Source organism: Streptomyces sp. WM6378 (assembly GCF_001279695.1).
GTDB lineage: Bacteria > Actinomycetota > Actinomycetes > Streptomycetales > Streptomycetaceae > Streptomyces.
The window spans coordinates 1-12,575 of sequence record NZ_LGDD01000044.1; the positions used below are offsets into that span (position 1 = coordinate 1).

Annotated in this window: 16 protein-coding genes; 4 read left to right on the forward strand and 12 right to left on the reverse strand. The window is 70.7% G+C overall.

Annotated elements, in window-relative coordinates:
• Window positions 1-119 precede the first annotated feature (119 nt).
• The 6 genes from ADK54_RS06790 to ADK54_RS06815 all read right to left on the reverse strand — a co-directional run bounded on the left by ADK54_RS06790 (window position 120) and on the right by ADK54_RS06815 (window position 5,758).
• The gene (locus ADK54_RS06790; protein ID WP_078966170.1) at window positions 120-860 is read right to left on the reverse strand and encodes an ABC transporter permease; all 741 of its coding nucleotides are present in this window, start codon (window positions 858-860) and stop codon (window positions 120-122) included.
• Window positions 861-895: 35 nt separating this feature from the next.
• Window positions 896-1,855 (reverse strand): ATP-binding cassette domain-containing protein, encoded by a 960-nt coding sequence (locus ADK54_RS06795; RefSeq protein WP_420717269.1) that lies wholly within the window; start codon window positions 1,853-1,855, stop codon window positions 896-898.
• Window positions 1,856-1,968: 113 nt separating this feature from the next.
• Entirely contained in the window at window positions 1,969-2,610 is a 642-nt protein-coding gene (locus ADK54_RS06800) for a PadR family transcriptional regulator (RefSeq protein WP_053724620.1), read from the reverse strand.
• Window positions 2,611-2,646: 36 nt separating this feature from the next.
• A complete protein-coding gene (locus tag ADK54_RS06805; protein ID WP_053724633.1) occupies window positions 2,647-3,183 on the reverse strand; it encodes a DinB family protein in 537 nt (178 codons plus the stop codon).
• Window positions 3,184-3,319: 136 nt separating this feature from the next.
• Window positions 3,320-4,777: an aldehyde dehydrogenase family protein gene (locus ADK54_RS06810; protein ID WP_053724621.1), complete on the reverse strand. Its 1,458-nt coding sequence runs from the start codon at window positions 4,775-4,777 to the stop codon at window positions 3,320-3,322.
• An 81-nt stretch (window positions 4,778-4,858) separates the two neighbouring features.
• Window positions 4,859-5,758 (reverse strand): helix-turn-helix domain-containing protein, encoded by a 900-nt coding sequence (locus ADK54_RS06815; RefSeq protein ID WP_053724622.1) that lies wholly within the window; start codon window positions 5,756-5,758, stop codon window positions 4,859-4,861.
• A gap of 302 nt (window positions 5,759-6,060) precedes the next feature.
• On the opposite strand from ADK54_RS06815, the gene ADK54_RS06820 reads away from it, so the two are divergent.
• Window positions 6,061-6,561, forward strand: coding sequence for an ATP-binding protein (locus ADK54_RS06820; RefSeq protein WP_078966169.1), 501 nt, complete (start codon window positions 6,061-6,063; stop codon window positions 6,559-6,561).
• A 91-nt stretch (window positions 6,562-6,652) separates the two neighbouring features.
• On the opposite strand, the gene ADK54_RS06825 is transcribed toward ADK54_RS06820, so the two are convergent.
• The 5 genes from ADK54_RS06825 to rpmG form a co-directional block, all read right to left on the reverse strand.
• Window positions 6,653-6,892: a DUF397 domain-containing protein gene (locus ADK54_RS06825; RefSeq protein WP_053724624.1), complete on the reverse strand. Its 240-nt coding sequence runs from the start codon at window positions 6,890-6,892 to the stop codon at window positions 6,653-6,655.
• A gap of 282 nt (window positions 6,893-7,174) precedes the next feature.
• On the reverse strand, window positions 7,175-7,414 hold the full coding sequence (gene rpsR / locus ADK54_RS06830; RefSeq protein WP_053724625.1) for a 30S ribosomal protein S18: 240 nt from the start codon (window positions 7,412-7,414) through the stop codon (window positions 7,175-7,177).
• A gap of 3 nt (window positions 7,415-7,417) precedes the next feature.
• Window positions 7,418-8,563 (reverse strand): CobW family GTP-binding protein, encoded by a 1,146-nt coding sequence (locus ADK54_RS06835; RefSeq protein WP_053724626.1) that lies wholly within the window; start codon window positions 8,561-8,563, stop codon window positions 7,418-7,420.
• Window positions 8,560-8,847, reverse strand: coding sequence for a type B 50S ribosomal protein L31 (locus ADK54_RS06840; protein ID WP_053724627.1), 288 nt, complete (start codon window positions 8,845-8,847; stop codon window positions 8,560-8,562). Before ADK54_RS06840 ends, ADK54_RS06835 begins: the two co-directional genes overlap by 4 nt.
• A 6-nt stretch (window positions 8,848-8,853) precedes the next feature.
• Window positions 8,854-9,018 carry a 50S ribosomal protein L33 gene (rpmG, locus tag ADK54_RS06845; protein WP_053724628.1) on the reverse strand — a complete coding sequence of 55 codons (165 nt, stop codon included), beginning with the start codon at window positions 9,016-9,018 and terminating at the stop codon, window positions 8,854-8,856.
• 103 nt (window positions 9,019-9,121) lie between these two features.
• On the opposite strand from rpmG, the gene rpmB reads away from it, so the two are divergent.
• The 3 genes from rpmB to ADK54_RS06860 all read left to right on the forward strand — a co-directional run bounded on the left by rpmB (window position 9,122) and on the right by ADK54_RS06860 (window position 10,204).
• Complete coding sequence (rpmB, locus tag ADK54_RS06850; protein WP_053724629.1) at window positions 9,122-9,358, forward strand: 50S ribosomal protein L28; 237 nt, start codon at window positions 9,122-9,124, stop codon at window positions 9,356-9,358.
• On the forward strand, window positions 9,358-9,663 hold the full coding sequence (gene rpsN / locus ADK54_RS06855) for a 30S ribosomal protein S14 (protein ID WP_053724630.1): 306 nt from the start codon (window positions 9,358-9,360) through the stop codon (window positions 9,661-9,663). The genes rpmB and rpsN overlap by 1 nt, the downstream gene beginning before the upstream one ends.
• Window positions 9,664-9,727: 64 nt before the next feature.
• Window positions 9,728-10,204 carry a hypothetical protein gene (locus ADK54_RS06860; RefSeq protein WP_053724631.1) on the forward strand — a complete coding sequence of 159 codons (477 nt, stop codon included), beginning with the start codon at window positions 9,728-9,730 and terminating at the stop codon, window positions 10,202-10,204.
• 21 nt (window positions 10,205-10,225) lie between these two features.
• Here ADK54_RS06860 and ADK54_RS06865 read toward each other — a convergent pair whose 3' ends face one another.
• Window positions 10,226-12,286, reverse strand: a complete 2,061-nt coding sequence (locus ADK54_RS06865) for an FUSC family protein (RefSeq protein ID WP_053724634.1) — start codon at window positions 12,284-12,286, stop codon at window positions 10,226-10,228.
• Window positions 12,287-12,575 lie beyond the last annotated feature (289 nt).

Here is a 12,575-nt window from a genome sequence, read left to right on the forward strand (position 1 = left end):
GGGGGAAAAATGGGGGGCGGGGGCTTCCCCCCACCCCCCCGGGGGGGGCCGCGGGGCGCGCCCGAAAATTTTTGGGGGGGGGGGGGGAGGGCCCCCCGCCCCGCCCCAGCCCCGGCCCCCTACCCGCTCAGTCTCCGGAACCGCCCCACCGCCAGTGGCAGAAACAACCCCACCAGCACCACCGGCCATCCCACGGCCAACACCCCCGCATGTTCGGCCGCCCAGGACGAACCCCCCGCCCCCGCGCCGCACAGCTCCCGCACCGCCGTAGCCGTCGCGGACAGCGGGTTCCATTCCACGACCGCCCCCAACCACCCCGGCATCGACGCCGGCGCGGCGAACGCGTTGGACAGGAAGCCGACCGGCCACACCAGGATCTGCACCGCCTGCACCAGCTCCGGCCGCCCCGCCACCATCGCCAGGTGAATCCCGACCCACAGCATCGCGAAGCGGAGGAGGAGCAGGAGACCCAGCGCCGCGAGGAAGCCCGCACCCCCGTCCGGCCGCCACCCGATCGCGTACCCCACGCCGATCATCACGACCAGCCCCGCCGCCGACTGCAGCATGTCCGCCACCGCCCGCCCGACCAACACCGTCCCCGACACCATCGGCATCGAGCGGAACCGGTCGACCACCCCCTTGTTGAGGTCCTGCGTCACCGCCAGCATCGTGCCTTCGAGCCCGAACGCCATGGTCAGCGCCAGCATCCCCGGCACCAGGAAGTCGACGTACGGGCCGGACACGCCCCGCCCGCCGCCCACCAGGTAGCCGAACACAAGGAGCAGCATCACGGGGAAGACAAGACCGACCACCACCTGCACCGGCTGCCGCGCCCAGTGCGCGAGCTCGCGCCGCGTCATGGTCCAGGAGTCCGCGACCACCCAGCCGACCGCACTCACACCGCCACCTCCCGCTCGCACTCCGTCAGAGAGAGGAACACCTCGTCCAGCGTCGGTCTGCGCACCGCGATGTCCTCCGCCTCGATACCGGCCGCCGACAGTTCCCGTACGACATCGACCAGCACCCCCATCCGGTCCGCGACCGGCGCGCTCAGCAAGCGACGGTCCCGGTCCACGACCGCCCCGGGCAGCCCCAACACCCGTACCGCGTCCGACAGTTGGGAGTGGTCGGCCACCACCACCTCGATACGGTCCGAACCCACCGTCGCCTTCAGCTCGTCCGCCGTGCCCTCGGCGGCCACCCTGCCGCCGTCGATCAGGGAGATCCGGTCGGCCAGCTGGTCCGCCTCCTCCAGGTACTGCGTGGTCAGCAGGACCGTCGTACCGCCGCCCACCAGCGAGCGCACCGCCTCCCACACCTCCGCCCGGCCGCGCGGATCGAGCCCGGTCGTGGGCTCGTCCAGGAACAGCACCTCCGGGTCGGTGATGAGCGACGCCGCCAGGTCGAGCCGCCTGCGCATGCCCCCGCTGTAGTGCCGCACCGCCTTGCGGCCGGTGTCCGCCAGGCCGAAGCGGACCAGGAGTTCATCGGCCCGCGCACCCGCCCGGCGCGCCCCGAGATGGTGGAGCCGGCCGAACATCTCCAGGTTCTGCCGCCCGCCCAGCTCCTCGTCGACGGCCGCGTGCTGCCCGAGCAGCCCGATCCGCCGCCGCACCTCGCCCGCCTCGCGCCGTACGTCGTGGCCCGCGACCAGCACCCGGCCCGCGTCGGGGCGCAACAGCGTGGTCATGATCCGTACGGCCGTGGTCTTGCCTGCCCCGTTGGGCCCGAGCACCGCGTGCACCGTGCCGCGCCGCACGGCCAGGTCGAGCCCGTCGAGCACCCGCTTCGCCCCGTACCGCTTGCCGACTTCCTCCACGAGGATCGAGTATCCGTTCACGTCCGCGTCGGGCAATCTCTTCTCCTTCAACTGCTCTCGCACCTCGCGGATTCAGCAGCCTCCGCGCAGTAATCAAGCTTGACTACTCGGTCGAAGGTAACCGATCGCCTCTTACTCGTCAAACTTGATTAGTGATCGTCCCCGGGGTCCCGCTCACCCGTCGCGAACGGGTTCTCCTCGCCCTCGGCCAGGACCCCCACGAACGGCTCGCCCTCGCCCGCGAAGACGTACGCCCCGCCTTCGATCCGGGCGATCAGACCGCGGGTCCACTCCGCCTCGGCATCCGCGGAGTGGACCCACATGTTCATGATTTCGCCGATGTGGCCGAGCTGGCCCGGGCCCTCCTCCGGCGTGTAGTACTCCGTCGCCGAGGCGCGCCAGCCCGCCAGCTTGTCCAGCCGGTCACGCAGCAGGGCGACCGCCTCCGCGCGCGGCAGGTCCACCATGAAGCCGAGCGCCGCCGACAGGACGTCCATCTTCTGGTCGTAGGAGGCGAGCGCCTCGCGCAGCAGCCGGAAGAACTCCTCGCGGCCCGCGTCCGTCAGCTCGTACTCCGTGCGCGGCGGCCCGCCGACCGTGCTGGGAGCCACCTCATGGGCGAGGAGGACGCCCTGCTTCGCCATCTGCTTGAGCGCGTGGTAGATCGAACCCGGCTTGGCGTTGGACCACTCGTGGGCGCCCCAGTACTCCAGGTCGTTGCGCACCTGATAGCCGTGTGCCCGGCCGTGCTGACGTACCGCGCCGAGGACGAGGAGACGGATGCTTGACATGGCCGCAAGCCTATGGCCCCACCCGTCGCGGCCGGCTCAGCGGTTCGCGAGATCCACCAGCTCGAACGCCGTCTTGCCGTCGATGGACTCGCGGATGATGTCCGCGTGCCCGGCGTGCCGGGCCGTCTCCTCGACGAGGTGCATCATCAGCCAGCGCATCGAGACCCGGCCCTCCTTCGGGAACCACGGGGCCGGCGGCAGCGGGAAGGTGTCGTCGAGCGAGGGGACCTTGCGGATGAACTCCTCGGTCTCGACGGCCACTTCGGCCCAGAAGGCGAGCATGCCCTCGGTGGTCTCGTCACCGAGGAGCTGGAAGCTCTCGTGCCAGTTCGACTGGTCCCGCTGCTTCTCGTTGGGGCGCTGCTGTGCCATCCGCAGCCAGTTCAGTTCGGTCTCGGCGACGTGCTTGATCAGTCCGCCGAGGGACAGCGCACTGGCGCTCGGGCGGCTGGTGTTCTGCTCCTCGGTGAGGCCGAGGACGGCGCGGCGCAGCCCGCCGCGCTGGGCTTCCACAAAGCTGAGGAGAGCGCCGCGCTCGTCGCCGTGTGCCTCTGCGGGAACGTGAGTGGGCATGATCCGACCGCCTTCGTTCGAGTGCTGCATCCGGTGTCCCGGCCTGCTGACAAGAACCACGCTAGAGACGAAAGAGGTCAGATTCTGTCCTCTGTCAGCTGTCAGTTGTCCTCTGTCAGCGGCTCTCTGATTTCCGTCAGAACGGGAAGGGGCTGCGCTCGTGCTGGACCGAGATCCACTTCTGCGTGGTGAACGCCTCGACCGTGGAGTCGCCGTTCAGCCGCCCGAGCCCCGAGTACTTCTCGCCGCCGAAGGCTACAAGGGGCTCGTCCTGGATCGTCGAGTCGTTGACGTGCATCATCCCGGTGTCGATCCGCTTGGCGAACCGCACCCCGCGCTCCACGTTGGCGGTGTGCACGGCACCGCTGAGTCCGTACGGGCTGTCGTTCGCCATGCGTACGGCCTCCTCCTCCCCGTCGAACGGGATGAGCAGGGCGACCGGTCCGAAGATCTCCTGGCGCAGGACGGGAGAGTCGGCGGGCAGTCCCGTGAGCACGGTGGGCTCCACCAGGTTGCCCCGCGTGCGGCCCCGTACGAGCGCGGTCGCGCCCTCGGCGAGGGCCTGGTCGACCAGTGAAGTCAGCGCCTCCGCCTGGAAGTTGTTGATGACGGGGCCGATGTCGGTGGCGGGGTCGGCCGGGTCGCCGGTCCGGAGCGAGGTCACCTTCGCGAGGAACTTACCGGTGAACTCCTCCAGGATCGAGCGGTCGACCAGGATCCGGTTCGCAGCCATGCAGACCTGGCCCTGATAGACGAAGCGGCTGAAAACCGCCGCGTCCACCGCGTAGTCGAGGTCGGCGTCGTCGAGGACGACCAGGGCGCTGTTGCCGCTCAGCTCCAGGATGACGCGTTTGAAGTGACTGCCGGCGACCGAGGCGACGTGGCGGCCGGTGCGGTCCGAGCCGGCGAACGAAATCACCTTGGGCACGGGGTGCTCTATGAGCGCGTCGCCTATCTCGGCGATGTCGGTGACCAGGACGTTCAGGAGCCCTGCGGGCAGCCCCGCGTCCTTGAAGATCTTCGCTATGAGCCCGCCGCCGACGACCGGCGCGTTCTGGTTCGGCTTGAGGACGACCGCGTTGCCCAACGCCAGTGCCGGGGCTATGGACTTGATGGTGACCAGGAACGGGAAGTTGAACGGGCTGATCACCCCGATCACGCCGACCGGGAGGCGGTAGACCCGGTTCTCCTTGCCGTCGACCGGCGACGGCAGGATCCGGCCCTCGGGGCGCAGCGCCAGCTGGATCGCCTCGCGCAGGAACTCCTTGGCGAGGTGGACCTCGTACACCGCCTTGAGCCGCGTGCCGCCGAGCTCGGTGGTGATCGCCTCGATGATCTCCGCCTCGCGCTCCTCGGTGATGCGCAGGGCGCGCTCGAAGACGAGTCTGCGGGTGTACGGATTGGTCTCGGCCCACTCGCGCTGGGCGCGCTCGGCCGCCCGGTAGGCCTCGTCGACCTCTTCGACGGTGGCGACCGTGATGGCGGCGAGCTTCTCCCCGTTGTACGGATCGAAGTCGATGATGTCCCACGACCCGCTGCCGGTGCGCCACTGGCCGTCTATGAACTGGTGGGCGAGGTCGGTGAAGAAGGACATGCCATCCCCTACTGCTGTGTCCGCCGGCTCCGCGCGGTCAACCGCGTTACTGGCCTGATGTGACGTCATCCTACTGATGAGTCAGCTGAGTTGAAGGAGTCCGCGCAGAAGATCGCGGCTTTCCTCCGGGCCCGGGCTGTCCTGCTGGAGCCGGGCCATCGCCCGTTCGTACTGCGCGACCTCCTCCGCCTTGTCCAAATACAGTGCGGAGGTGAGCTGTTCGAGATACACGATGTCCGACAGGTCCGACTCGGGGAACCGCAGCATCGTGAAGGCACCGCTCTCCCCCGCGTGCCCGCCGAAGCTGAACGGCATTATCTGAAGGTTGATGTTGGGCTGCTCCGACATCTCGATGAGGTGCTTCAACTGCCCCCGCATCACGTCCCGTTCGCCGTACGGGCGGCGCAGCGCGGCCTCGTCGAGGACCGCGTGGAACTGCGGGGCCCGCTCCGACACCAGGGCCTTCTGCCGCTCAAGACGCAGCGCGACGCGCTTGTCGATCTCGGCGGCGGGCGCTCCGTGCATGCCCCGCGAGACCACCGCGTGGGCGTACGCCTCGGTCTGCAACAGGCCGTGCACGAACTGGACTTCGTAGATGCGGATCAGTGAGGCCGCGCCCTCCAGGCCGATGTATGTCTGGAACCAGCCGGGCAGCACATCGCCGAAACTGTGCCACCAGCCCGCGATGTTGGCCTCCTTGGCGAGCCCGAGCAGCGACTGGCGCTCCGCCTCGTCGCCGACGCCGTAGAGCGTGAGCAGGTCCTCGACATCCCTGGCCTTGAAGCTCACCCGCCCCAACTCCATACGACTGATCTTGGACTCGGACGCCCGGATCGAATAGCCGGCTGCTTCCCGCGTGATGCCGCGCGACTCGCGCAGGCGCCTCAGCTGAGAGCCCAGCAGAATGCGCCGGACCACCGAACCTCCGCCGGCCTCGACTGCACTCGGCCGGGGGGATCCCCATGCCTCCCCTGCGGTCACTTCGCCGTCCTCCCCATCCAATGGTGGTGGGCAGTCTGCCATCAAAACGCTTCACCCCGTACCCGCGTGATTACGGAAATGGTCAAGGAGTGAAATCGGCCTGAGGAACTTCTGGGAACTTCTGAGGAAGAAATGAGCAAGAAACGGCACGGTCGGGGACAGGTCGGTCGCGTGCACGTGCATCTGCCCTTGCATCGGGCCGAAGCATTCGGAACCATGGTCCCCGCGCACCTGCGTGCTCAACTGCGTCTAGTCGCTTGCGTCCTGTACCGCCACGGCCGCGAACCACGGGAGTGCCTCGCATGGGGACGAATGGATCGACCATGCTGGAGCCTTTTGAGCCCTTGAGGCAGGCGCTTCCCCCCATCGACCCCTCGACCGTGGCGGGTTCCGCATCCTGTGCGCTGCCCGCCCGTTACGAAGCGGTGCGCGGGGCACGGAAGTTCACCGGGTCCACCCTCACGCAGTGGGGCCTCGGCGAGCGCTTCGACGATGTCGCCCTGGTCGTCTCGGAACTCGTCACCAACGCGCTGCGGCACGCCCTGCCCGCCGACACCCCGCGCGAGACCGAGGTGCCGGTACGGCTCCATCTCATGCGCTGGACAAGCCGGTTGGTGTGCGCGGTGCGCGACCCCAGCAACGAGAGCCCGGTCGAGCGCGAGAGCGACGACTTCGGCGCGGAGTCGGGCCGCGGCCTGTTCCTGGTCGAGTCCTTCGCGGACAGCTGGGGCTGGCACCCGCTGTCGGGCGCGATCAGCGGCAAGGTCGTATGGGCACTGTTCCGGCTGGCGCCGGCGGAGTGAGCTGACACATTTCAGAGTTGGCCGGCTGCCAGCCGTCGTCCGTCATCTGCCATCTGTCGGCCGTCGGCCGGCAGCCGTGCGCTGCCGCCTGTCAGTCGGCTATCAGATGGTCGAACTCGCCGTCCTTGATGCCGAGCAGCATCGCCTCTATCTCCGCCCTGGTGTAGACCAGAGCGGGCCCGTCCGGGTGGCGTGAGTTGCGTACCGCCACCCCTCCGCCGGGCAGTTTGGCGAATTCGACGCAGGATCCCTGCGAGTTGCTGTGCCGGCTCTTCTGCCACGCGGCACCCTGAAGCTCCGCTGCCGCCATGCCGTTGTACGCGTGGTGCAAGGTCGCTCCCGGGATGTGCGGACGTGCAACTGTGAATGGTCAACTGCCCCGGATCATAGCTGTGTTCATGTGCGCCTGCATGGGAAGATGCACGTGCACGCGGGGTGCCCGGGCGGTTACAGCCGTCACGGGTCGCATCCCCGCACCGGAAGAAGAGACGCGTCCCTGGCCCGCAAGGTTCAAACACCCGCACGACCGCGCCCGCGTCCGCATACGGGACCGGCCCCCTCAGCACCTTGAGAGTGCCGACGGGGGCCGGGAGAGCGGGGAGCGGATCCGGGGCTATGTCCGGGCGGTCGAGGAGTACGGCAGCAGGGCCATCTCGCGGGCGTTCTTGATCGCTCGGGCCAGCGCGCGCTGCTGCTGGGCCGAGACCCGGGTGACCCGGCGGCTGCGGATCTTGCCGCGGTCGGAGATGAACTTCCGCAGCAGGTCGGTGTCCTTGTAGTCGATGTACGTGATGCCGTCGCGGTCCAGCGGGTTCGGCCGGGGCTTCGTAGCGGTGCGGGGTCGCTTGGGCACGGGTCAGACCTCCAGGAAGGCGTCGAAGGCGGGCGGCAGGAGCTTCCAGGAGTCGCGGCCCGCGGCGTACTCGGCGTCGGTGAGCAGGCAGGAGTCGAGCAGCGCGGACAGGCCGTCGCGGTCGAGGCCCGGCGAGGTGAAGACCAGGTGCTGGCAGCAGTCGCCGTGCTCGGGGTGCCAGTCGAGGGCGGCCGCCGCTCTGCGTACCGGCGGGACCATCTCCCAGGCCGCGTCGGGAAGGGCGACGAGCCAGGGGCCCGCGCTCTCCACACAGAGCGCGCCGCCCGCGGCGTCCCAGGCGAGCAGCGTGTCGGGCCGGTCGGCGAGCCAGAACCGCCCCCGGCTGCGGGCGGCCGCACAGCACAGGTCCTCCAACGCCTCGTACAGGCGCCCGGGGTGGAAGGGGCGGGTGCGGTGCCAGACGTACGTGCCGACGCCGGCGTCGTCCGCGTCCTGCGGCAGCAGCGCGCACGCCGGATGCTGGCGGGCGGCAGCCGCCTCCACGTCGAATCCGGCGAGGGAGGCTTCCGCCAACTCACCTGATTCGTAAGGGATGTGACGGGCCGTCGGATGCAGCTGGGCCAGCAGCGCGCGGTCCTCGTCGTCGGCCTCCCCCTCATCCACGATCGCGAGGACCGGGGCGTACTCCAGTTGGCGGGCCCAGGTGTCGGCGACCGTGCGCCGGTCGGAGGCCGCCGCGGCGAGCCCGACGTCGGCGAGGTCGTCGCCGTTGCCCAGGCAGGGCAGCAGGAGGGCGGGGTCGACGGCGGTGATGACGGAGGTGATGGTCAGCACCCCACTCTGGGCGTCGATGACTTCGGCCATGGCCTTCGGCTCGACCGAGTCCCACAGTTCGACGATCGCGAGCCGGGTGGAGCCGCCGTCCGCGAGGCGCACGAGTTCGGGGACCAGGTCTTCGCGCAGGGCGCAGCACGCACAGTCGTTGACCAGCGGGGCCTCGCCCTCGTCCCGTACGCCCAGGGTGTCGCGGACCGTGCGGCGGACCGTTCCCTTCGCGGCGGCGCCCGCCAGGTCGTGGTGGAGGGCGATGCTGCCGGGGACGGCGCGCAGCAGCCGCTCCACCACGGCCCGGCGGGCGTCGGCGTGCAGCCCGCCGACGATCGCGACGGGCAGTTTCTGACCGGTCATGCGGCGCCGGACCGCCGCTCGGAGCCGCCCTGGCGCCCGGATCCGTACCGGCGCTCGAAGCGCTCGACTCGGCCCGCCGTGTCCATCACGCGCGCGTTGCCCGTGTAGAAGGGATGGCTCCGGTCGGAGATCTCGACGTCGACGACGGGGTAGACGTTGCCGTCCTCCCACTCGATGCGCTTCGCCGTGCTCGACGCCAGCGTGGAGCGGGTCAGGAAGGCGTGCCCGGCCGCCTTGTCGCGGAAGACGACGGGTCCGTACTCGGGGTGGATCGAAGGCTTCATCGCTGTTCAGCGCTCCTCTCGGAAGTCGACGTGGCGGCCGGCCACGGGGTCGTACTTGCGGATGGTCATGCGGTCGGGGTCGTTCCGCCGGTTCTTGCGGGTCACGTACGTGTACCCGGTGCCCGCCGTGGAGCGGAGCTTGATGACCGGACGGAGTTCGTTGCGAGCCATGCCCCCGAGTATATGGAAATGGTTTTCATTTGCAAGAGGGGTTAGGGTGGCCCTGGCCTCCCTGGCCCATCGCCCCCCGTCCCTGTCTCCGAGAGGAACGACCATGTCCGCCCGCTGCCAGCTGACCGGTGCCGAACCCGGTTTCGGCAACCGCATCTCGCACTCCCACCGGCGCACGTCCCGCCGCTTCGACCCGAACGTCCAGCGCAAGCGGTACTGGCTGCCCAGCGAGGGCCGGTACGTGCGGCTCGCGCTCAGCGCCAGGGCCATCAAGACCGTCGACACCATCGGCATCGAGGCCGCCGTGGCCCGGATCCGTGGCCGTGGGGTGAAGGTCTGATGGCGAAGAAGAGCAAGATCGCCAAGAATGAGAAGCGGAAGATGGTCGTCGCCCGGTACGCCGCACGGCGGGCCGTGCTGACCGCGATCATCCGCAGCACGTCCGCGAGCGAGGACGAACGGGCCGCCGCACGGCTGGAGTTGGACCGCCAGCCGCGGGACGCGAGCGCCACCCGGGTGCGCAATCGCGACGCCGTGGACGGCCGGCCGCGCGGACACTTCCGTAAATTCGGTCTTTCGCGGGTGCGGCTGAGGCAGGAGGCGCATGCCGGATTCCTGCCCGGCGTGCGCAAATCCTCCTGGTAGGCGGCGCCCGTCCGGCTGGTAGCTTGCTGCGGTCCCAAACACCGTTCACAGGGGGAAGACAGCCGTGCACAGGCACATACGTACCGCGGGATTCGCCGCCGCCGGGCTCTCGGTCGCGCTCGTTCTGACCGGCTGCGGCAGCAGCAAGAGCGACGACAAGCCTGCCACCAAGCCGCCGTCCGGCTCGGACAGCTCCTCGTCGGCGCCGGGCGGCGGCGGCACTGCGGCCAAGTCCAGTGAGCTGCAAGGGAGTTGGACCGCGACGAGCGGCGGCAAGGCCGTCACCATGGCCATCGCGGACAAGGGCGTGGCCCTGCTCTCCCCGCACGTGTGCTCCGGCACCGTCGCCGAGACCTCGGGCATGACCATGCTCACCCTGAAGTGCGCGGACGGGAACACCGAGCGCACCCAGGGCATGGCCACGATCAAGGGCGGCGCCCTTGAGGTCAAGTGGCAGGGCGGCGGGACGGACTCCTTCGCCCGGGGCAAGGCGGGCTCGCTCCCGACCGGCCTCCCGACGGCCGGCCTTCCGACCCCGTAACGCCGAAAGTGCCCAACTCCCTTATGGCTTAGGGGTGTTGGGCACAGCCAGGGCGTCGGTCAGGTCGTCGAGGCAGTGCACGATCAGACCGGCTCCCCTGCGCACCACGCGGTCGGGCACGCCCTCGCCGTCCCAGGCGGCCAGGGCCTGCTCGACTTCCTCCCACCGCGGCACCCGCCGCTCGCGCACCGCCTTCGCCCCCTGCTCGGTGGCCTCCCGCAGCGCCTCGGCGAACTTCGCGGCAGCCGGCACCGGGACCGCGTCCCGGTCCGGCAGATGCGCCTCCATCAGCATGGCCGTGCGCCCCAGCTGGCTGAGCGCGTGGGCGGCCTCCTCGGCCGCCGAACGCGAAAGGCCCCGGTGCCGCACCGGCTCGTGGGTGGCCTTGTCGAGCGCCTCCTGCCAGGCGATGCGGGCGGCGCGCGTATCAAGCAGCGCCTGACGGATCTCGCCGGAGCCGCGCCCGGGGTCGGCGTAGTGGGCGACGACGGCCGAGGCGTAACGGCCGTTCGCGGCAAGCCAGTCGGCGAGCCGGGTGCGCAGGCGCGGCGTCTCCCAGGCCGGGTAGACGGCGTAGGAGATCATCGCGAGCGCCCCGCCGAGCAGCGTCAGGAACACCCGGTCGGGCACGGTCTGGGTCCACTGGAGGCCGCCCATGCCGAGCAGGAACACGACGTACGCGGAGACGCAGCCGCTCAGCACCGCATAGCCCGTACGCATCAGCAGATACGCCAGGAACGCGCAGGTCACCGCGATGGCGGCGGACAGGCCGGTGTCGGGGTGGGTGAGCTGGACGATGCCGGTGGCCAGCGCGACGCCGACGAGGGTGCCGCCGAACCGGGCGACCGCGCGGGCGTAGGTGAGCGAGAAGTCGGGGCGCATCACCATCACGGACGCCATCGGCGCCCAGTAGCCGTGGCCGAACGGCAGGACGTGGCCGAGCAGATAGCCCGCCGTCGCCACCGCGCAGACCCGTACCGCGTGCCGGAACACCGGGGAGCGGCGGCGGCCCAGCTCGTCGCGCATGGTGCGCAGGGCGACCGGCACCAGGCGGAGCAGGGTGGGCCGCAGGAGCGGTTCCGCTCCCCCGCCGGTGCCACTGCCCCGGGCGGTTTCGACGACGTCGGCGAGCAGCGCGGTGAGCCGGGCGGCGGCCCGGCGGGCGGGGCCGGTGAGGATGGCACCGGTGTCGGGGGTGGCGAGCGCGGCCTCGGCGGCGGGCGGGACGACGGGGGCCTCGCCGTGCCGGATGGCCCGGGCGGCGGCGTCAAGAACGGTGCCCGCGGCGGCCAGCAACTCCCGTACCCGGTGACGTTCGTCGCCCTCCGCGGGCACGCCGAGCGCGGGGTCGGCGAGCGAGGCGAGCACCGGCCGGATCCGCTCGGCCACGCCCCGGGCGCCGTGCAGCTCGGCGGGCCGGCGGCGGGCCTCGCGCGGGGTGACGGCTGCGGCGAGCCGGGCGGTCATCAGGGGCTCCGGGTCGAAGGGGGCGACCGGGTCGTGCCGCAGCCGCCGCGCGTAATCGGCCTCCGCGGCCAGTGCGTCGGCGAGCGCGTCGCGCTGGGCGCCCCATCTGCGGATCGGGAAGAGAACGACGAGAGCGGCCTGCACGACCCCGCCGAACGCGATCATCCCGGCGTGCCCGGCGGCATCGACGAGCGAGCTCGGCAGGGTGACGGTGACCAGCATGATCGCCACGTTGGACGAGGCGATCACCCCGACGGTCGGCCCGACGGCCCAGGCGAGACCGGCCAGGAAGGTCCACAGCGCGAGCAGGACGAGAAAGAACGGCGAATGGGTACCGACGAGGTATCCGAGGAAGGTGGAGATCGCGAGCGAGAGCCCCGAGGCGAGGGCGAGCACGGGCCTCGGGCGCCAGCTGCGCTGGTACGTGGCGATGGCCCCCTGGAACGCGCCGAACGCGGAGCTCGCGGCGACGGAGGGGCCGAAGAGGCTGAGGCTGATGCCGACGACGATGGCGAGTCCTGCCGCGCCGCGCAGGGCGACGAGCGGTTCGAGCCGCCGCCGCTCGACCTTCAGCCCCGAGCGGGCGGTCTCCCTCAGCGCCCGAAGCCAGCTCATGAGCCCGAGCGTAGCCGGAAGCAGGACGAGCCCGGCATTTTGGCCCCGCCGGGGGCTGTGCGGCGAGGCGGGGTGCACTGGGGCTCCGCCGCGTGGCCTCCGGGGTGGGTGCTTCGGCTCGGGGTGGGGTGCTTCGGCTGCGGACCGTGCGTGGCTGGTCGCGCAGTTCCCCGCGCCCCTGGCGGGGTCGGCATCTTCAGCCTGTCATGGGGGTCCCCCCTGGCCCTTGAGGCCTTGGGGGAGTTTGAGGACGAGCGCCCTTCAGGCGCGAACGGGGGTCCGGGGCGGA